At 69.8% G+C, this 19,982-nt stretch carries 20 protein-coding genes; 5 read left to right on the top strand and 15 right to left on the bottom strand.

The window, feature by feature from the left end; genetic code table 11:
* The first annotated feature begins 1 nt into the window (after position 1).
* Positions 2 to 1,063 (top strand): aspartate-semialdehyde dehydrogenase, encoded by a 1,062-nt coding sequence (locus JMF97_RS21580; protein WP_203223167.1) that lies wholly within the window; start codon positions 2 to 4, stop codon positions 1,061 to 1,063.
* A 212-nt stretch (positions 1,064 to 1,275) separates the two neighbouring features.
* On the opposite strand, the gene JMF97_RS21575 is transcribed toward JMF97_RS21580, so the two are convergent.
* Positions 1,276 to 2,694 (bottom strand): sensor domain-containing diguanylate cyclase, encoded by a 1,419-nt coding sequence (locus JMF97_RS21575; protein ID WP_203223166.1) that lies wholly within the window; start codon positions 2,692 to 2,694, stop codon positions 1,276 to 1,278.
* A gap of 187 nt (positions 2,695 to 2,881) precedes the next feature.
* Between JMF97_RS21575 and JMF97_RS21570 the strand changes: the two genes are divergently transcribed.
* The 4 genes from JMF97_RS21570 (at position 2,882) to JMF97_RS21555 (ending at position 5,010) form a co-directional block, all read left to right on the top strand.
* Positions 2,882 to 3,661: a phosphodiesterase gene (locus JMF97_RS21570; RefSeq protein WP_203223165.1), complete on the top strand. Its 780-nt coding sequence runs from the start codon at positions 2,882 to 2,884 to the stop codon at positions 3,659 to 3,661.
* A gap of 319 nt (positions 3,662 to 3,980) precedes the next feature.
* On the top strand, positions 3,981 to 4,439 hold the full coding sequence (locus tag JMF97_RS21565; protein WP_203223164.1) for a lamin tail domain-containing protein: 459 nt from the start codon (positions 3,981 to 3,983) through the stop codon (positions 4,437 to 4,439).
* A gap of 50 nt (positions 4,440 to 4,489) precedes the next feature.
* On the top strand, positions 4,490 to 4,720 hold the full coding sequence (locus tag JMF97_RS21560; RefSeq protein WP_203223163.1) for a hypothetical protein: 231 nt from the start codon (positions 4,490 to 4,492) through the stop codon (positions 4,718 to 4,720).
* A 53-nt stretch (positions 4,721 to 4,773) separates the two neighbouring features.
* Complete coding sequence (locus JMF97_RS21555) at positions 4,774 to 5,010, top strand: hypothetical protein (RefSeq protein ID WP_203223162.1); 237 nt, start codon at positions 4,774 to 4,776, stop codon at positions 5,008 to 5,010.
* A 36-nt stretch (positions 5,011 to 5,046) separates the two neighbouring features.
* Here JMF97_RS21555 and JMF97_RS21550 read toward each other — a convergent pair whose 3' ends face one another.
* The 14 genes from JMF97_RS21550 to JMF97_RS21485 form a co-directional block, all read right to left on the bottom strand.
* Positions 5,047 to 5,796, bottom strand: a complete 750-nt coding sequence (locus JMF97_RS21550) for an SDR family oxidoreductase (protein ID WP_013736343.1) — start codon at positions 5,794 to 5,796, stop codon at positions 5,047 to 5,049.
* Between the two features lie 88 nt (positions 5,797 to 5,884).
* Positions 5,885 to 7,138, bottom strand: coding sequence for an ATP-grasp domain-containing protein (locus tag JMF97_RS21545; RefSeq protein WP_203223161.1), 1,254 nt, complete (start codon positions 7,136 to 7,138; stop codon positions 5,885 to 5,887).
* Between the two features lie 22 nt (positions 7,139 to 7,160).
* A complete protein-coding gene (locus tag JMF97_RS21540; RefSeq protein ID WP_203223160.1) occupies positions 7,161 to 8,105 on the bottom strand; it encodes a TauD/TfdA family dioxygenase in 945 nt (314 codons plus the stop codon).
* A gap of 190 nt (positions 8,106 to 8,295) precedes the next feature.
* Complete coding sequence (locus JMF97_RS21535; protein WP_203223159.1) at positions 8,296 to 9,138, bottom strand: GntR family transcriptional regulator; 843 nt, start codon at positions 9,136 to 9,138, stop codon at positions 8,296 to 8,298.
* Between the two features lie 92 nt (positions 9,139 to 9,230).
* The gene (gene trpA, locus JMF97_RS21530) at positions 9,231 to 9,980 is read right to left on the bottom strand and encodes a tryptophan synthase subunit alpha (RefSeq protein ID WP_203223158.1); all 750 of its coding nucleotides are present in this window, start codon (positions 9,978 to 9,980) and stop codon (positions 9,231 to 9,233) included.
* Positions 9,977 to 11,170, bottom strand: a complete 1,194-nt coding sequence (gene trpB / locus JMF97_RS21525; RefSeq protein ID WP_013736338.1) for a tryptophan synthase subunit beta — start codon at positions 11,168 to 11,170, stop codon at positions 9,977 to 9,979. Before trpB ends, trpA begins: the two co-directional genes overlap by 4 nt.
* A 109-nt stretch (positions 11,171 to 11,279) precedes the next feature.
* A complete protein-coding gene (locus JMF97_RS21520; protein WP_203223156.1) occupies positions 11,280 to 12,533 on the bottom strand; it encodes an MFS transporter in 1,254 nt (417 codons plus the stop codon).
* Positions 12,530 to 13,774 carry an ATP-grasp domain-containing protein gene (locus tag JMF97_RS21515; protein WP_238359767.1) on the bottom strand — a complete coding sequence of 415 codons (1,245 nt, stop codon included), beginning with the start codon at positions 13,772 to 13,774 and terminating at the stop codon, positions 12,530 to 12,532. Before JMF97_RS21515 ends, JMF97_RS21520 begins: the two co-directional genes overlap by 4 nt.
* Positions 13,775 to 13,828: 54 nt before the next feature.
* A complete protein-coding gene (locus JMF97_RS21510) occupies positions 13,829 to 14,863 on the bottom strand; it encodes an SGNH/GDSL hydrolase family protein (RefSeq protein ID WP_203223155.1) in 1,035 nt (344 codons plus the stop codon).
* A gap of 49 nt (positions 14,864 to 14,912) precedes the next feature.
* Positions 14,913 to 15,977: a helix-turn-helix transcriptional regulator gene (locus JMF97_RS21505; RefSeq protein ID WP_203223154.1), complete on the bottom strand. Its 1,065-nt coding sequence runs from the start codon at positions 15,975 to 15,977 to the stop codon at positions 14,913 to 14,915.
* A gap of 6 nt (positions 15,978 to 15,983) precedes the next feature.
* On the bottom strand, positions 15,984 to 17,219 hold the full coding sequence (locus JMF97_RS21500) for an ATP-grasp domain-containing protein (protein WP_203223153.1): 1,236 nt from the start codon (positions 17,217 to 17,219) through the stop codon (positions 15,984 to 15,986).
* Between the two features lie 50 nt (positions 17,220 to 17,269).
* Positions 17,270 to 17,920, bottom strand: coding sequence for a LysE family translocator (locus tag JMF97_RS21495; protein WP_013736332.1), 651 nt, complete (start codon positions 17,918 to 17,920; stop codon positions 17,270 to 17,272).
* Between the two features lie 37 nt (positions 17,921 to 17,957).
* Complete coding sequence (locus JMF97_RS21490) at positions 17,958 to 18,098, bottom strand: hypothetical protein (protein ID WP_013736331.1); 141 nt, start codon at positions 18,096 to 18,098, stop codon at positions 17,958 to 17,960.
* 31 nt (positions 18,099 to 18,129) lie between these two features.
* On the bottom strand, positions 18,130 to 19,965 hold the full coding sequence (locus JMF97_RS21485; protein WP_203223152.1) for a carbamoyltransferase family protein: 1,836 nt from the start codon (positions 19,963 to 19,965) through the stop codon (positions 18,130 to 18,132).
* Positions 19,966 to 19,982 lie beyond the last annotated feature (17 nt).

The raw sequence follows: 19,982 nt of genomic DNA, 5'->3' as shown, positions 1-19,982 counted from the left end.
GGTGGCCGGGCTGCCCACCCTGGCCGTGGTCGGGGCGACGGGAGCCGTCGGCACGGTCCTGTGTGAGCTGCTCACCGGGCGTCGCAACGTCTGGGGCGAGATCCGCCTGCTGGCCTCGGAACGGTCGGCCGGGCGCAAGGTCCGCTGCCGGGGCGAGGAACTCACCGTCCAGGCGCTGACCGAGGAGGCGCTCGACGGCGTCGACGTCGCGATGTTCGACGTACCGGACGAGGTCGCCGCACACTGGGCGCCCATCGCCGTACGCCGGGGAGCGGTCGTGGTGGACAACTCCGGCGCCTTCCGGATGGACCCGTACGTCCCGTTGGTCGTGCCGGAGATCAATCCCGAGCAGCTGCGGGACCGGCCACGAGGCATCGTCGCCAACGGCAACTGCACCACCCTCGCGATGATCATCGCGGTGGCGCCCCTGCACCGCGAGTACGGGCTGCGTGAGCTGGTGCTCGCCTCGTACCAGGCGGTTTCCGGGGCCGGTCAGGCCGGTGCGGACACCCTGCACGACCAGTTGACCAAGGTGGCCGGTGACCGGGCGCTGGGCTCCCGCGCCGGCGACGTACGGCAGGCGGTCGGTGACGATCTCGGTCCCTTCCCCGCGCCGCTGGCCCTCAACGTGGTGCCGTGGACCGGCCTGCTGGCCGACGAGGGCTGGTCGTCCGAGGAGATGAAGCTGCGCGACGAGTCGCGCAAGATCCTCGGCCTGCCCGACCTGAAGGTCTCCGCCACCTGCGTACGAGTACCGGTGGTGACCGGCCATTCGGTGGCGGTGCACGCGGTCTTCGCCACGGAGATCGACACCGACGGCGCCCGCGAGGTGCTGCGCAACGCACCCGGAGTGATCGTGGTCGACGACCCGGCGGCCGGCGAGTTCCCCATGCCGATCGACGCCGTCGGCACCGACCCGTCCTGGGTCGGCCGGATCCGCCGTGCCCTCGACGACCCCCGTGCCCTCGACTTCTTCGTGACCGGCGACAACCTCCGCAAGGGCGCCGCCCTCAACACCGCCCAAATCGCCGAACTCCTAGCCAAAGACCTAACCCACCCCTAACCCACCCACCCACCCTCCCTCCCACGCCCCACCACCCCCACTCCCCGTCGATCTTGCACTTTTGGTCCTCTCATATCGGGGCAAAAGTGGCACAACGGCGACGGGAAGTGCATGATCGCTGGGGCTGGGGCTGGGGCTGGGGCTGGGGCTGGGGCTGGGGCTGGGGCTGGGGCTGGGGCTGGGGCTGGGGCTGGGGCTGGGGCTGGGGTGGGTCAGGCGGCGGAGAGGCGGACGCCGTCGCGGCCCTGGCGTTTGACGGCGTAGAGGGCCTGGTCGGCGCGGCGGAGCGTCAGTTCGGGCGACTCGCCGGGGCGGGGGAGGGCGACACCGACGCTGATCGTACGGCCGATCCGGCGGGCGGCCTCGGTGAGCCGCTCGGCCACCCGGACCGCCTCCTCGGGGCGGCTCACCTCGATCACCGCAACGAACTCGTCGCCACCGATGCGGTACAGCTCGTCGCCCTGCCGCAGCGCGCCTTCCAGGGCTCGGGCCAGCCCGATCAGCACCCGGTCACCGGCCTGGTGGCCGTACGTGTCGTTGACGGTCTTGAAGCCGTCCACGTCTATCGCCAGCAGCGCGGTACGCCCCGGAGTGGCGGTGGCGATCCGCTGCCCGAACGGGCCGGTGTGCCGCAGCCCGGTGAGCGGGTCGGAGCTGGCCTGCTCCCGTAACCGGTCGAGGGTACGCAGCCGGTCCAGGCAGGTCCACGCCTGCCCGGCCAGCAACTCCAGAAGGTTGACCGTCCGAGGGTCCGGGCGCAGCAACCGCTCGCCGGCGACCAGCAGCACCCCACCACCCTCGGGCGAGCCGAGCGGTACCGCCACCAGGGTGCGCACCCCGGCCCGTACCAGCGGGTCGTGTTCCTCGGTCGGGGGGTGGCCCGCCTCGCCGAGGGTGTGGCCGGTGCCGTACCGGTGGGCTCGGGCGACGATGGCGCGCAGCGCCTGCGGGCCGGCCTCCGCCAGTTCGGCGCGGATCCGGGTCTCCAGCTCGCCAGGGGTGGCTGTCGGCTCGCTGAGTTGCGGACCGCTGCGGCCCGACAGCACCAGCATCGCCGTGTCGAGGGCGGACACGTCTCGGGCGGCCCGGGTCGCGGTGGCCAGCAGGTCCCACTCGGTGGTGGCGGCGGTCATCGCGGCGGCGTGCCGGAGCAGCTTCTCGCTGCGGCTCTCCGCCGGTCCACCGAGCGCCATGATCCGGGCGCCCAGCCGGCCTGCGACCCGCTCGGCGGTCGCCCGCCACGCGGCGAGCTCGGCCGGGCCGGTCCACTGCACGTCGAGTACGCCGATCCGGCGGCCCGCCGGATCGCAGATGGGTACGCACACCTCGGCGGTGACGTCGGGGCGTACCGGGATGTGGTCGGGGTCGGTGCTGATGTCCGGGACGACGGCCGACCGACCACCGGTGAAGACCCGCCCGACGATGCCGGCGTCGGGGGCGACGGTGGCGAAGACCTGCCAGGAACCGGTGGCGGCGACGCAGCGGAGCCGCCCGTTGACGTGCAGCAGGACGGCGATGGTGGCGGGGGTGTAGCGGGCCAGAGCGTCCACGGTCGCCTGGCAGACCTCGGCGACGGTCGACGCCATGGGTAGGCGGACCGTGACGTCGCGGATGACTTGCTGGTGATCCACTTGTGCGTCGTCCCAGGTCGGCTCGGGTCCCGGCCGGTTCCGGGACGCTGATCAAGCGTACTCATGGTGGCGGGGAGCGGATTTCGTTCGTACACACGTGCTATCCACAGGCTGTGGATGCAGCCTGTGGGCCCACGCGCGGGCCGCCGCAGCGATAGCGTGAGGGTTCCGGTCGAGTGGAGGCTTCATGCTCATCGCCCACCTCAGCGATCCGCACCTCACCGCCGGCGTGCTCGGCGCCGAGCCGGCGGCCGGGCTGCATCACGCGCTCGGGCGGGTGCTGGCGCTCAATCCCCGGCCCGACTGTGTGGTGATCACCGGTGACCTCGCCGACCATGGTCGGCCCGACGAGTACGCCGCGCTGCGCGAGGTGATCGGTCGTTTCCCGTTGCCGCTGTACCTGACCACCGGCAACCACGACGATCGGGAGTCGCTGCTGGACGCCTTCGGCGGTACGCCCTGGCTGGGGGGCAGCTTCTCGGCGTACTACCAGGTGGAGCAGCCCGACTTGACCCTGGTGGTGCTCGACTCGTTGGTTCCGGGCTCGAACGGCGGTCGACTCGGTGCCGAGCAGCTCGCCTGGCTCGACGGGGTGCTCGCCGCGCGGCCCGACGTGCCGGCGGTCGTCTGCCTGCACCACCCGCCGGTCGAGGTCGGCATCCCGGCCGCCGACGAGATCCGCCTCGCCGACGGTGACGCCTTCGCCGAGGTGCTGCTGCGACACCCCCAGGTGGTACGCGTCGCCGCCGGGCACCTGCACCGGCCGGTGACCACCATGTTCGCCGGCACGGTGCTGACCGTCGCGCCGAGCACCTGGCGGCAGGCCACCCTGACCATGAGCGACGACGAGCAGATCGGCTGGGTCACCGAGCCGACCGCCCTGCTGCTGCATCAGGTGAGCGACCGCGGCTGTGTCACGCACACCGTTCAGGTCAGCCACACCGCCGGCATGACCTGCGGCTACTGAACTCGCCCCGGTGGGGCTGGCCGGCAGTGGCCTTTCCCGGGCGGCACCGATCCGCGGAGCCGTCGAGGCATCGTCCACAACGGGTGGTGAAGCACCCTTCGGTCGATGTGAATCTGGACCAGGGTCGATCCTGATCATCCAGAACGGCTGATCGATTCGAGCCGGCCGGATGTCCGATCAACCCGCGCGGATCGTATTCGACGGCACGACGTGCGCGGGTATTCACGTTGCCCGTTCCCGTCGCTAACCTCGCTGCCGTCACGCGCGTCGGCGTGACACGACCGCGCCGAATTCGGCGCTCTCAGTGGGGGAAAGACGCATGACGAAAAGGCTTCTCGGACTCATCACCGCGGTTGCCATGACGGTGGGTGGCTCGCTGGCCGCCGCCGCTCCGGCGCAGGCCGCCACTCCGGCCATCGAGATCACGAAGGTGTACTACGACTCGCCGGGAACGGACAACCGCTCGAACTCCAGCCTCAACGCCGAGTACGTGAAGCTGACCAACCGGCGGTCCAGCACCATCAACCTGAAGAACTGGACGCTGCGCGACAAGGCCAACCACGTCTACAAGTTCAGCGGCGACTTCAAGCTCGGCAAGGGTAAGAGCGTCATCATCCGTACCGGCAAGGGCAAGAACACCGCCAGCACCCGCTACTGGGGCTCGGGCAACTACATCTGGAACAACACCGGCGACACCGCCTACCTGCGTAACGCCAGCGGCAAGCAGATCGACAAGTGCTCGTGGAGCAAGAAGGGCAAGGGCTACACCAACTGCTGAGCCGCTCGGAGCGGGCGCCGTACGGGAACACCGGTTCTACACTGGCCGGCGTGCGGCGCCCACGTCTTCGACCGGTACTGCTCGGCCTCGGCTTCCTGCTGTGGCTGGTGGCCGGTCTCGGCCTGTGGTTCGACTGGCTCGGCTGGCTCACGCCACCGTTGCTGCTGGTCGCGGGCGCCCTCGTGCACGGCCCGGACGTCGTGCGGGCCTGGCGGGAACGCACGTCGAAGCCGCCGGAACCAGCGGAACGGGTTCTGCGGCACTACCCCAGATGGTGGTGATCCCCCAGCAGTCGGGGGAGGGAATCCGTCCCAGGGTGAGATCTAATGATCCCGTGCCCAAGCTCTTCGACAGCTCACTCAGCCACCACCTGCGCTATCCGCTCTGGGTGTACGCGGTGCCCGTGGTCCTCTTCGCCGCTCTGCCCGCCTGGACCCTGATCGATGGCGGCAACCTGCTCGCCGCCGTCCTGGTCGTGCTCGGCAACGTGCAAGCGATCATTATGGGCCGGATCATCCTCGCCCGAAACCTGATCGCGAAGGGCAAGCTCAGAGCCGAGGACCTGGACTGAGCCGCCTGGCACAGCGGCTCAGCCCGCAGCCGGTCGTCAGCCGCCGAAGAGGGGCTGACGGTGCACCTTGTGCTGGGCGGCCTGGGCGACCGGACGCACGACGAGACGATCCACGTTGACGTGACTGGGCAGCCCCACCGTCAGGGCGATGCACTCGGCGATGTCCTCGGCGACCAGCGGCCGGTCCACACCCGCGTAGACGGCGGCGGCCTTGTCCGCGTCACCCTTGAACCGGTTCACCGCGAACTCGTCCGTACGGACCATCCCCGGCGCGATCTCCACGACCCGGATCGGTTCGCCGCACAACTCCAGCCGGAGCGTTTCGACAAGCGCGTGTTCCGCGTGCTTGGCGGCCGTGTAGGTGCCGCCGAACTCGTAGTTCACGTGGGCCGCCGTCGAGGTCACCGTCACGATGGTCGGCGCGTCGGAGGAGCGCAGCAGCGGCAGTAGCGCCTGGGTCACGTGCAGCATGCCCAGCACGTTGACCTCGAAGCTCTGCATCAGATCCGCCGGGGACGCGCTGGCCAGCGGGTCAGCCCCGACCGCCCCACCCGCGTTGTTGACCAGGACGTCGCAGCGTTCCAGCCCGGCGGCCAGAGCCTGGGCGGAGGCCTGGTCGGTGACGTCGAGCGCGACCGCCTGACCACCGATCTCCGCCGCCAGAGCCTGGAGCCGGTCCAGTCGGCGGGCCGCCACCACGACGAAGAACCCGTCCTTGGCCAGCCGGCGCGCCGTCGCCGCTCCGATGCCGCTGCTGGCGCCCGTCACGACCGCGGTGCGCTTCATGGCGTTTCGTCTCCCGTTCCCACTGTTCCGGCAGGCGTGTGCCGTCCCGGAGGACGGCACGTCGCCCGATCGCAGCCGCGTGGCTGCATCAACCGATGACGAATTCTATCTGTGCGTTGATCGCCTCGGCCTTGGCGATCGCGTCGAGCGCGTCGGTGCCGGAGGCCAGGATGTAGCCGTTGCTGCAGTCGGCGACCGTCAACAGCGGCGCGACCTCGTCCCCCGGGTTCTTGGTGATGACGACGGCGGTGTCCTCGGCGCCCAACTCGAACAGGTACGGCATGAACACCGGGGCCTGCTCGCCCGGCGGGATCCGCAGCACCTTCGCCGGGATGTCCTCGTGCACGGTGATCGACTTGATCGGTCCCGGATCCGGGGTCAGGAACAGCGCGACCGCGCCGCCGATCGGCGCCGGAGACTCCAGCGGAAGCTCGTCGATGCCCAGCGGGACCGTGAGGAACATGCGGTTGAGGTCCAGACCGAAGGCCCGGCGGACCAGTTCCGGGGCGCCGCTGCCGGCGAGCCGGGCGTGCGATTCGAGGACCCGGGGACCGTCCGGGGTGAGGACGAACTCGCTGTGCGACGGCCCCTCGGTGACACCGACGGCGTCCAGCAGCTTGGCGGTGAGTTCCCGCAGCTCGGCGAGGTACGGAACGGCGACCCGGCTCGGCGTGCTGACCTCCCACTCCACGAACCGGTCGTTCATCCGGTACTCCGAGTAGCCGATCGTCAGGTGCCGGCCCTCGAAGGAGAACGAGTCGACGCTGACCACCGGGCCGGACAGGAACTCCTCCGCCATCGGGCTGGTGATCCCCGCAGTGGCCAGCTCCGCCATGGCCTCGGCCACCTGCGCGGGGGTCTCGACCTCCTTGATGTGCAGGCTCGCCGCGCCGTCGAGCGGCTTGAGGACGATCTTGCCGCCGACCTGCTCCAGGAAGGCGACCGCCTCGTCCACCGAGCTGACCACCTGGTAGCGGACGTTCTCCACGCCGGCCTTGGCCAGGCACTCACGGGTGAGCGCCTTGTCCTTGAGCGCACGGGCGGTGAACTCGGTGACGCCGGGCAGACCGAACTGGTCCACGACGTATCCGGACGAGATCGCGGCGACCTCGGTCGTGGTCATCACCCGGTCGAACGGACGCTCGGCATGCAGCGGGCTCAGCGCGGCATGGATAGCCGGGCCGTCGGCCAGCGGAGCGTGTACGACCCGCTCGGTGTGCTGCAGGATGGACTGCTCGTACTTGCCCTCCTCGTGCACCAGCACGACGTCGATGCCGAGTTCCTTGGCGCCGTGGATCGGCGCGGGCATACCACCGATGACGGCGACCCGATATTTGCCCATGGTCTTCCTCCGTGTACCCAGGTCAGCTTGCATAGCAACGACGCAACCAGCGGGCGGTCTGAGCCGGGCCGGGCTGGAAGGCCCGTCGGCGGTGCAGCACCCGGTAGTTGTCGAAGATCAGGAAATCTCCGGGGCCCAGCACGAACTCCTCGGCTCGCGACTGCTCCAGGGCCTGCACCCAGCGGTCCAGGGCAGCGGCCGCCGCAGGGGTGGTCCCGGTGACCGTGCCCCGGTCGTACCGTGCCCGGGTGCCCTCGTAGCTCTGCTCCAACAGGGCGGCGTCCGGCAGGGGCGCGGTCTCGTCGTTGGACGCGGGCGCGCCGACGAGGAACTGGGCCGACTGGAGGGACTGGACGGTGGCGTCGTCGAGGGCGGCCACGGCGTCCTCGATGGCGAGCACCTCGGTCGGTACCTGCTCGTCGTTGCGGACCGCGTAGAAGCTGAGGTAGCGCGGGACGTACCGGCGCGGGTCGACGCCCTTGCCGCCGAACGGCAGGTGCGGATTGTCGGTGTGCCAGAAGAACTCCGAATCGGCACCCCAGGAACTGGTGGTGCCGGCCGCCGCCGGATTCGGCGCGACATTGCGGATGTAGCGGCCGTTGTTCTCGTAGTCGACCGCGAACGGCGTCAGCGAGAGCAACTGGAGCAGACCGAAGTGCAGCGCGTTGGTCACGGCCATCGCGGACTCGTCGGTGAAGCCGTTGCGTGGCGTGGCCGGGAACTCCTGCTGCGGCAGGTTGCCGATGGTCAGCACGTGCGAGCCGGTCGCCGGGTAGAACGTCAACGCCTGGAGGATCTCGCCGGGAAGATGGGTCTGCAGGGCGTGTGCGCCGATTCGGGCGAGGATCGCCTCGTGCGCGTCCGAATCCAGCGTGATGTCGCAGAGGGCGGCCGTGAGCTCCTTGTCGAGCAGGTCACGGGTCCTGTCGTCCAGGTGGTGACGGGCCACCCGAAGTGCGCGGGACATGTCTGGCTCCGATCATGGGAGTCGCCGCGAATCCCCAACTCGCGGTCGTGTCGGGTGGAACGCCCAGTCGTTCGGACACCCGAGACCCCAAGATGCCGCACGGACACGATGGGTAACAACGCCGTCGCGGAGGCCAGAAGTGGCCAGGCACCTTGCTGCCTTCCCCGGCGGTGAACCCGCGAGCGGTCGCCTACCGCACCGGTGCTTGCGGGGCGGGTCGCTCGTCGCCCGAGGCGGCCGGGGAGTGCACGGCACCCCACCGCACCGACAGTCGGGTCGCGGCCCGCTCGGCACGGATCTCCATGGCGTTGCCGACGATCACCGCCCGGTCGACCACCACTGCGGTGCCGTCGAGGGCCACGGTCGTCCGTTCGCTGACGAAGACGGGACTGCCGACCGGCTGGCGCAGGTGCCCGGCCACCGGCGCGGAGAGCACGCCCGGGACGATCCGCTCCGAGGCGCGCAGGATGGCGACTCCGCTGTCGGCCAGGGCGGCGTACAGCGACGTGGTGACGAAGTCGCGCTCCCGGATGGCCGCCGCCTGCGGCGACCGCACCCAGGAGACCTGGTGGATGGCGGGACGGCCGTTGAGCAGGCGCAGCCGTTCCAGGCGCAGGGTGCGCTCGCCGTCACCACCGCCGAGCCGGTCGGCCACCCAGGCCGGCGGGCGTCGCATCCCGCTCGACAGGACCTGGGTGACCACCTCGTGGCCCTGCTCGCGCAGGTCCTCGGTGAAGCTGCGCAGCGTGTCCACCCGGTACGCCGCCTGAACCGGCGTGACGTAGGTGCCCCGCCCCGCCTGCTGCACGATGAGTCCCTCGTCGGACAGCTGTTGCAGGGCCTGACGCAGCGTCATCAGCGTGACGCCGTAGTGGGCGCTCAACTCCCGCTGGGCGGGCAGCGCTTCGCCGGGCGCGTACTCGCCCTGGTGGATGCGGGACGCCAGGTCGGCCGCGATCTGGCGGTACCGCGCGGGTGGCCGGCCACCGGATGCCGGCGCACCCGCTCCGGGCGTCGTCGTCGCATCACCCATGGGAGTCTCCCGTCCACCGCACCGCCGTACCGGTGCCCCAGTCTGGCGCACCGTGGGCGGCAGCGGCACAGGGCACCTGCCCAGGCCCGCGCTTACCCGGGGACGCCCACGACCACGCCGTCCAGCGCCGCCCGGAACTCCGCGATCGTGGCACCGATCTCCTCGGGGCCGGCACCGTCGAGCACCATCCGCATCAGCGCCGACGCCACCACGACACCGTCGGCGGCGTCGGCGGCCGCCACCGCGTGCGCGGGCTGCGAGATGCCGAAGCCGAGCAGGACCGGCAGGTCGGTCATGGCCCGCAGCTCACGGGCGAGCCGGAGGGCGGAGTCGCCGAGTCGGTCACGCTCACCGGTGGTGCCCATGACGGACACGGCGTAGACGAAGCGTCGACTGCGCTGCGCGATCGCGGCCAGCCGTGACGGGGTGGTGGTGGGCGCGGCGAGCAGGACGAGGTCGACCCCGGCCGCCGTGGCCGTCGCCTCCAGCTCGTCCACCTCGTCGATCGGCACGTCGGGCACGATCAGCCCGCTGACGCCGGCCGCGGCGAGATCCGCGCAGAACGACGGGTTGTGGATCACCAGGTTGTAGTACGTCATCGCGATCAGCGGTACATCGACGGTCAGGCCGGTGAGGTCGTCGAGGATGGAACGCACCGTGACGCCCTGTTGCAGGGCGTGGTGCGACGCCTGCTGGATCGTCGGCCCGTCGAGGATCGGGTCGGAGAACGGGAGCCCGATCTCGATCATGTCGGCGCCGTGGCGCGCGTACTCCTCGACGTACCGGGTCCAGTCGGGTCGGATGCCGCCGGTCACGTAGGGGACCAGGAGTTTGCCGCTCATGCCGCTTCCCGAATGGTGTGGATGTCCTTGTCGCCGCGCCCGGACAGGGTGACCAGCACGGTGCAGAAGGGTGGCAGTTCGCCGCTCTCGGCGGCCCGGATCACCCAGGCGATGGCGTGGGCCGATTCGAGGGCCGGCAGGATCCCCTCGGTGCGGGCCAGTCGCCGTACCGCCGGGATGACCTCCTCGTCGCTGACCGTGACGTAGCGGGCCCGCCCGGAGTCGTTGAGGAAGGCGTGCTCCGGGCCGATGCCCGGGTAGTCGAGCCCGGCCGCGATCGAGTGCGCCTCGCTGACCTGACCGTCCTCGTCCTGCAGGACGTACGAGCGGAAGCCGTGCAGCACACCGACCCGGCCGAAGGCGACCGCCGCCCCACCCTCGGCCTCCACGCCGATGAGCTGCGCCGGGGTGTCGACGAAGCCGGCGAAGGTGCCGGCGGCGTTCGAGCCGCCGCCGATGCAGGCCACCACGTAGTCGGGCACGCCGGTCCGCAGCTCGGCGGCGCACTGAGCGCGGGCCTCCTCACCCACGACCCGCTGCAACTCCCGCACGATCCACGGGTACGGGTGCGGGCCCATCACGGAGCCGATGCAGTAGTGGGTGTCGTCGACCCGGGTGACCCAGTGCCGCAGGGCCTCGCTGGTGGCGTCCTTGAGGGTGCGGCTGCCGCCGGTGACCGGGATGACCTCGGCACCGAGCAGTTCCATCCGGAACACGTTGAGTGCCTGCCGCTCGACGTCCTTGGCCCCCATGTAGACGGTTGCTTCCAGGCCGAGCAGCGCGGCGGCGGTGGCCGTGGCGACGCCGTGCTGGCCGGCACCGGTCTCGGCGATCAACCGCGTCTTGCCCATCCGGCGTGCCAGCAGGGCCTGACCGAGCACGTTGTTGATTTTGTGGGAGCCGGTGTGGGCGAGGTCCTCCCGCTTGAGCAGCACGTTGATGCCAAGCTCGGCGGAGAGCCGCCAGGCCGGGGTGAGCGCGGTCGGGCGGCCGGCGTACACGGCGAGCAGTCGGTCGAGGTCGCGGCGGAAGCGCTGGTCCGCCCACGCCTCCCGGAACGCCTCCTCCAGCTCGGCGCAGGCGGGGATCAGTGACTCGGGCACGAAGCGACCACCGTGCCCACCGAACCTGCCGCGCTCGCCGGGATCGGCCATGAGGCTGCCGTTGGGCAGCACGGTCAGGTCCGTCACGTCGGCTCCATCTGTTCTAGAACTGTTGCCATTCAGCATGGCACACCGGCAGGTCGGGCGGAAGCCCGACCCTTCTAGAACTCTCAGCGTTGGTGTGACGGAGGGGCGCTCACCCCACCTTCTCCGGAGCAGCATTCCGGTCGTCGGCATCCGGCTGGCCCCGCATCGTCCGCAGCGGCGAGAAGTAGACCGGCAGGACGGCGACCAGGCTCAGCACGGCACCCACCCACAGGGTCTCGCGCAGCCCGATCTGCTCGCCGAGGAACCCGCCGAGGAACGAGCCGATTGGCATCGCCCCGAAGACGAGGAAGCGGATGGTGGCGTTCATCCGGCCCTGCAACTCCTGCGGACACAGCTGTTGCCGGATCGCCATGCTGTTCACGTTGTTGATCACCAGGCCGGTGGAGACCAGCGCGTTGCCCGCCCCGGCGAGCCAGAGCCGCCAGTCGGCGTCGGCGAGCGGCACGACCAGGCCGGCGACACCGGCCACGGCCATGCCGACCCAGACCGTCGGCCCCGGCCCGAGCCGTACGCTGATCCGCTGGACGACGAAGGCACCGACCAACCCGCCCAGCCCGCCGATGGCGAACCACAGCCCCACCGTTCCGGGGGAGATGCGCAACTGCTGGGCGAGCAGCACCACGACCACCGTCCCGGTGACGTACACCCCGAGGTTGAACAGCGCGCCCGAGACGGCGAGCGCCCGCAGGACGCGATGCCGGAAGACGTACGACAGCCCTTGCCGGATCTCCCCGACCAGGTGGCTGCTGGCGCCCCGGACGGGGAGGGCCTCGCGCATACGGATCCGGCTCACGGCCAGCGCTGAGGCCAGGTAGCCGGCGGCGACGGTGAGCACCGCGAGCGGGGGCCCGAACCACTGGACGAGGTAGCCACCGAGCGTCGGGCCGCCGACCTGGGCGACCGACCGGGTGCTCTCCAGCTTCGCGTTGCCCTCGACCAGCTGTCCGCGTTCGAGCATCAGCGGCAGATAGCTCACGTACGCCGTCTCGAACAGCAGGGTGCCGACGCTCACCCCCAGCGCGACGATGTAGAGCTGGGTCAGCGTCAACACGCCCAGGTAGGCCCCCACCGGGACCCACGCCAACAGCAGGCCACGGCCCAGGTTCGCGGCGATCATGATGGGACGTTTGCGCCGCCGGTCCACCCACGCCCCGGCCGGGAGACCGACCAGGAGAAACGCCACGGTCTGGAACGTCGCCAGCAGACCGGCCTCGAAGGCGGTCGCGTCCAGGGCCAGGATCGCCACCAGGGGCAGTCCGACACGGCTGAAATGCGTGCCGAACTGGCCCAGGGTCTGTGCGGTCCACAGCAGCCGGAAGTCGTGATGCCCCAGGAGTGTCACGTGTGGAAACGGATCTTCTCGTCGACCAGCACGCAGGTGTCGACCGCCGCATCCGCGTCCGCCCCGGTGGCCAGCACGTAACCGGAACTGCAGTCGGCAAGCGTGTGGATCGGGGTGATCACGTCGCCGGGGTTCTTGTGCACGACCGCGCCGACCGGAACGTCGACCAACTCGCCGAGCAAGGGGAGGTACACGTCGGCCAACTCGCCGGGCGGTACCCGCTTCACCACCGCCGGGATGTCCTCGGCCACCGTGATGTCGCGGATCTTCCCGGGCTCGGGCCGCAGGAACCGGATCGCCGCTCCCGCGCTGGGCTGCGGGGCCTCGGCGGGCAGTTCGTCGATGCCCAGTGGCACGGTCAGCCACATCCGCGCCAGATCCAGGCCGTACGCCCGGCGTACCAACTCGGGGATGGCGTGGCCACCGAGCCGGGCGTGCGACTCCAGCACCCGGGGACCCCGGTCGGTCAGGACGAACTCGCTGTGCGACGGGCCCTCGGTCAACTCGACCGCGTCCAGCAGGCGCACGGTGAGGTCCCGAAGCTCCGTCAGGTGTGCTGCGGCGAGCCGACTCGGCACGCTGACCTGCCACTCGACGTGGTGCGAGTTCACCAGGTACTCGGAGTACCCGACGGGCAGGTGCCGGCCGCCGAAGGAGAACGACTCCACGCTGACCACCGGACCGGAGAGGAACTCCTCGGCGAGCACCGAGGTGTTGCCGGCCTCGGTGTGCCGACGCCAGGCGTCCCGCAGCCCGGCGGCGTTGTCCACCCGCAGGATGTGCCGGCTGGCGGCACCGTCGATCGGCTTGAGGACGACCGGACCGCCGATCTCCGCGAGGAAGTCGAGCGCCTCCTGCTCCGACCCCACCACCCGATACCGGACGGGGCTCAGGTCGTACTTGGCGAGTCGCTCGCGCATCAGCGCCTTGTTCTTCAGCAGGCGCGCGGTCCGCTCCGTGGTTCCCGGCACGCCGAGGCCGTCCACCACGTGCCCGGTGGGCACCCCCCACGGTTCCGAGACGGTCAGCACCCGGTCGAAGGGTCGCTCCTCGTGCAGCGGTCGCAGCACCTCGAGCATCGCCGGGCCATCGGCCAGCGGCGCGTGCACGATCCGCTCGCAGTGCTGACGGATCGACTCCTCGTACTGGCCGGGCTGGTGGACCAGCACGACGTCGACGCCCAATTCCTTGGCTCCCTTGATCGGGGCGGGTCGCCCCCCGATCACGGCTACTCTGAACATCAGTTGAGCACCTTTTCGTGGTGTTTCGATGGCTTCCTGGTCATCGGCCGGGTCTCAGGACAGGCCGAGTTGCTCGGCGAGCAGCGCGGCGACGATGTCGTTGCCCTCGTCGGTCAGGTGGGCCCGGTCGACGTACAGCCAGGTCTGGTCGGTCACGGCCGCGCGCAGTACCGGGTTGAGGTTCACGAACCGTACGCCCCGCTTCTCGCAGGCCGGTGCGAGCGCATCGGCGTACCGCTGCCCGGCCTCCACCGAGGCGACGTCGCCGTACAGCGCCTCCCAGGTGCCGAGCTTGGAGATCCGGTCCAGCTCGTCGAAGATCAGCTTCTCCTGGGGCGCGGTTTCCTCCCGCAGCCAGGTGGCCAGCGGCTGAAGCACGAAGGAGACCCGGGCGCCGGTGGCCGCGGCGAGCACCTGCCAACTGTCCAGGTGCCGGCCGACCAGGTCGACCGCGCTGGCGATCGCGTCGTCGAGCTCCGGGCGTACCTCGTCGGGTGAGGGCCAGGCCGGCACCGAGGGCTTGTTACGGCGACCGAAGCCACGGGACGACTTGCGGTGCCGGGACTTGACCTCCTCCATCTGCTCGAAGAACTCGCCGCAGAAGTAGAACGGGCCCTGGTCCGCGCGGTGCATCTCGACGAGTCGGGACATTACCAGGGTGTTGAAGCCGCTGAAGATGACGATCTCCTCGACCGGCGGCAGCAGGTGCCGGTAGAGCAGGAACAACAGCAGCTCCTGGGTGGAGTTGTAGCAGTGCCCGGCGTACGTGAGCCACGGGCGCGACGGGGCGTGCTCGGTCCACAGTCGCGAGGCCATGGTGGCCGCGTCGCTCGTGGAGCCGTAGCCGAGCGGGACGGAACCACCGACCAGCAAACGGACCGGACCCTCCGGCAGGCTGCTGCCGACCGACGCCTGCTCCGTGGCGCCGTGCGAGATGCGGAAACCCAGCCGGTCGGTGTTGATCGCGTCCGACCGGTAGTTCGGCCGGTTGAAATACATCAGGTACGGCACGTACTCGGTCTCGCCGCGGGACGAGAAGTCGTCGTACTGCAGCATCTGGGGCGTCAGAATCTCACGCTGGAGCTTCATGTCTGCTCGGCTCTCCTTGTCGATTCGGGGGAAGGGCGACCTGCACGGGTCACCACAGCGGGCTGATGTCGGTCCGGCCGGACTGCTCGGAATCGATCACCTCGTCGGTGAGGATCCCGAGCTGGGCGATCTTGATGCCGGCCTGGAACCGGCTGGACACATTGAGGCCCTTGAGGATCGAGGAGATGTGCCGCCGGCAGGTACGCAGGGCCATGCCCAGCCGATTGGCGATCGCCTCGTCCTTGAGCCCCGCAGACATCAGCCGGAGGATCGCCATCCTGGTGTCCAGGGAGACCTCGTCCATCTGGTCCTCGGGCAGTTCGAGCGGGACCGCGTTCGCCCAGAGGTGCACGAACGTGCGGTACAGGTACTCCACCACCAGCTCGTCGGAGATGACCGCGGCGCCCCGATCCGCCGCTGCCGGGGCGTCGACGGGGATGAACGCCAGCCTGCGATCGAAGATGACCAGGCGCTCGAAGCTCGCCGCGGTGGTACGGATGCCTCCACCGTGCTCCGCGACCGCCTTGGCCCGGGCGACCAGGCCCAAATTGGAGCGGGCCGTGTGGTGGTAGAGGAACTGGCACCGCAACCCACGTTCGAAGATCGAACTCGCCGACGTCGCGGAGGCGCTGAAGTGGTCCTGCGACCGCAGGCCGCCCGGACGCAGCGAGTGGATCTCCGTCGTGCAGCGCAGGATCGCCGCGTCGATCTCGTCGCGGAGGGCCTGCTCGCCACGGACGACCCGGACGCCGTCGCGCTGCCTGCCGTCCTCGGCCAGCTGAGCCAGCCGCCTGCTGATCGACTGGATCACCCGGCCGTTGGTGGCCATCGCCTCCTCGCGCTGCCGGATCTCATCGCTGAGCGGCGCGTTGAGAATGCTCAACGCGATCTCGGGATGCACCGCCGTCAGGCCACCGTCGTCGGCACGGGACAGCAACCGACGCCGCAGCAGGCTCTCGCAGGCGTGGGCCCAGTCGCTGCGGCTGATGCCGACCTCCGGCGGCGGGCAGTCGGCGTCGATCCGGTTTCCCAGCACCGCGAACTCGTACGCCCTGGACTCGATGCTGCTCAACGGGCCGCGCGGATGGCTGAGGAAGGACAACGAGGCGGTCATCACGGGTCAGCCCGCGACCGGCAGGTCCGACTGGCTGGGCACGCACTCCAACCAGAGCTGGCCGGCCGTACGACGGATGGCCTTCTCCACGTCGTCGGTGGCCGCCCCGGAGAACCGGAACCGGGCCCCGACGTGCTCGTAGCCGCCGGCCTTGGGAATCACGGTGCCCACGTCCGGGATCACCCGGGCGTAGGGCCACTCGGCCGGTGGGAGGTCGAGTTCCGCCACGGTGATCCGGCAGGGCGCGGGCACCGGAGTCGGCACCAGGAGCCAACCGCCGACCCGCTGACCGGTGATCGACCGTACGATCGGGCGGCGGCCGAGTTGGATGTGCACCGCGGCCTCCACCAGATCCACGCCGTGCACCTCGCGCCAGACGAACGGGATCTCCGCGCCGCCGACCCGGGAACCGGCTTCCAGGAAGTTGATCCGGATGCTGCCGTCGGCCCGGTGGCCGACGAACGCTTCCATGTGGAACACCCACGGCTCGTTGCCGAAGGCGGCGCAGGCCCTGGCGAGGAACTCGCCCAGCGGGCCGAGCAGTTCGGGGTCGTCCACCTCCACCGAGCCGAGCACGTCCCCGGCGGCGAACTCCATGCAGGTGTTCACGTAGCGCGAAGCCCGCCAGGCACCCAGCTCGGAGCCGGTCCAGAGGCCGTCGATGTGGAAGACCTGATCCGGGCAGAAGGTCTGCACCATCCGCGGTTCGGGCGCGAGCCGTTCGAGTTGGACCAGATCGTCGACCGAGTTCAGGCGCAGCACGTCCCGGCTCGCGGTTCCCCGTCGTGGTTTGACGATCACCGGCCAGCCGTGCAGGTCCGCGAAGCGTACGACGGCCTCGGTGTCGGGTGCGTCGGCGAACTCCGGGATGGCGACGCCGCCCGTCACCACGGTCTGCGCCATCACCAGCTTGTCGCGGAACGGAGCGAGCTGCTCGGGATGATCACCGGCCACCGCCAGGTGCGCGCGCAGCTCGGCCGCCGTGTCGAGATCGCCCTCGTTCAGGGCGATGATCCGTTCGGGCCGGCCGAATCGCTCGATCAGTCCGTCGGCAGCGGCGCTCACCAGGTCCAGGCGGTCGGTGGCCGCGACGATCGACACGGCGGACGCCGCGGCAGGTACCGAGGCGGTGGCCAGTTCGGTGCATATGTAGGTGACGTGGTGGAGGTCGTGGTCGAGGTAGTCCGCGTACCCGGCGTGGTGGTCACGCCAGCGGTGGATGATCAGAATGTGCGGCTTCATCAGGACGGCCTCCTCGGGTCTGCGTCGATGTCCCGATTCGAACGGGTGAATCACTGTCGGGGTGCTGCTGCTTCCGTTCGGTCGAAGGCCATGCTCACGGCGAGGCCGATGAGCACCGTCCCCATGGCGTAGCGCTGTGCCCGCAACCAGGTCGGCTTCCGGGCGAGGAAGGAGGAAACCGAGCCTGCGGTGAGCACGATCAGGCAGTTGACGGTGAGTGCCACCGTGATCTGGATCAATCCCAGGGAAAGGCTCTGTGCCGCGATGTCGCCCTTCGCCGGATCGACGAACTGCGGGAGCAATGACACGTACAGAACGGCGATCTTGGGATTCAGCAGGTTGGTCATCAGGCCCATCGTGAACAGCTTCCGGGGCCTGTCGATGGGCAGATCCTTCGGCGAGAACGCCGACTGGCCGCCGGGTTTGATGGCGTTCCAGGCGAGCCACAGCAGGTAGCACGCACCAGCGATCTTGATTGCCGTGTACATGGTCGGTACCAGCGCGAACACCGCGGAGACACCGGTCACCGCGGCGAGCAGGTAGGCGAAGAACCCGACCGCGACGCCGAGCAGGGAGATCAGGCCGGCGGCCCGACCCTGGGTGATCGACCGGGAGACCAGGTAGATCATATTTGGACCCGGAGTGAGCACCATCGCCAGCGCCACCGCGGCGATGCCCAACCCTGCGTCGATACCGATCACGTGCTGCTCTCCTGGTTCTGCCGACCGGTGGCCGGTGTCAACGTGGTCTCTCGTCGAAAATCCAGTACGTGCTCAGCTCCGGCTGCCACTTCCGGCGGAGCGGATCGCGGAACAGTCGAAAGAAGATGCCGACCGGCACGAATACCAGAAAGTAGATCAACGACCATAAGATTTTCATGATCAATCCTTGTGGGCGAAGTGGTGGTCGGTCAGTCCAGGGCGATCGCCTCGCGCCAGTCGCCCTGCTCTCGCCACGCGGGTTGGTCGGCTTTGTTCAGCAGGAAGTTGCCCAGCGCGAGCAGGTCGATGTTGGTGCGCATGAAGCACTGGTACGCGTCGTACGGCGTGGCCACGATCGGCTCACCGCGTACGTTGAACGAGGTGTTCACCAGCACCGGGCAGCCCGTCACCTGCTTGAACGCGGTCAGCAGGCGGTGATAGGTCGGGTTCGACGACGCGGTCACGGTCTGCACCCGCGCCGAATGGTCGACGTGGGTGACCGCCGGGATGGTCGAGCGGTGGACCTTCAGCCGGTCCAGCCCGGTGGCCTGCGCCGACTCCTCGGCGTCCAGTCGCCGCTGCTTCGCGACCGGCGCCACGACCAGCATGTACGGGCTCTCCTGGTGCAGGTCGAAGTACTCCTCGACCTCCTCGGCCAGCACCGATGGCGCGAACGGCCGGAACGACTCCCGGAACTTGATCTTCAGGTTCATCGTCGACTGCATGTCGACGTCACGGGGGTCACCGATGATCGACCTCGCCCCGAGCGCACGCGGACCGAACTCCATCCGGCCCTGGAACCAGCCGACGATCTTGCCGGTGGCCAGCTCCTCCGCCACCTGCTTGGCGATGGACTCCTCGTCCAACCGGGTGTACGGCACACCCAGGTCGTCCAGGAAACGCGCGATCTCCTCGTCGCTGAACCCGGGACCGAGCAGCGAGGAGGACATCCCGTCGCCGCCCTCGGCGAGGTGTGCGCGCGGCGCACCGAGTTCCGTGGCCACCATCAGCGCGGCACCCAGGGCCCCACCCGCATCACCGGCGGCCGGTTGCACCCACACCGAGTCGAAGATCTTCTCCTGGATGACCTTGCCATTGGCCACACAGTTCAGTGCCACGCCACCGGCCAGGCAGAGGTTGGCCTCACCGGTCATCTCGCGGGCGGTCCGGGCCAGCTTGAGCACCACCTCCTCGGTGACCAGCTGCACCGACGCGGCCAGATCGAACTCCCGCTCGGTCAGCGGGCTCTCCGGCTCGCGGCGCGGCCCGCCGAACAACTGCTCGAACCCGCGACCGGTCATGACCTGACCGCGCAGGAACTCGAAGTTGTTCATGTTGAGCCGGAACGAGCCGTCGTCCTTGACGTCGATCAGATGCTGCCGGATCACGTCCGCGTAGCGCGGCACGCCGTACGGGGCCAGTCCCATGAGCTTGTACTCGCCGGAGTCGACCTTGAATCCGCAGAAGTAGGTGAACGCCGAGTAGAGCATGCCCAGCGAATGCGGGTACCTGATCTCCGCCAGGTGGCGGATTCGACTGCCCTGGCCGTGCCAGAGAGTCGTGGTGGCCCACTCACCGACGCCGTCGATGCACAACACCGCTGCCGACTCGTACGGGCTCGGCAGGAAGGCGGAGGCCGCGTGGGATTCGTGATGCCGCCGGACGTTGATCTCCGGGACCGCGCCCTGCCCCAGCTCGGCAAGCGACCGGCGAACCCGCCCGACCGTGTCGCGCTTCCAGGACGTCCACTCCGGCAGAACCCGGGTGAAGGCCTCCAGGGAGAAGGGCGACGAGGCGGCGAAGCTCGTCAGCACCCGGCCGAACTTCAGCTTCGGATCCTCGTAGTAGGCGACCGCATCCACATCGCCGAGTCCGACACCGCCTTCCGCCAGGCAGTACTTCACCGCCTCGGCCGGAAAGGCCGGGTCGTGGCGCTTACGGGTGAAGCGCTCCTCTTGAGCGGCTGCGATGGGCTTTCCGTCCCGCACCAGCACGGCCGCGCTGTCGTGGTAGTAAGCGGACAGGCCCAGAACCAGCTTTCCCACGATCGATCTCCTCAGTG

Origin of the sequence: Micromonospora fiedleri (genome assembly GCF_016774385.1) — a bacterium.
Classification (GTDB): domain Bacteria; phylum Actinomycetota; class Actinomycetes; order Mycobacteriales; family Micromonosporaceae; genus Micromonospora; species Micromonospora gifhornensis.
This window is presented reverse-complemented; position numbering and strand designations above follow the sequence as displayed.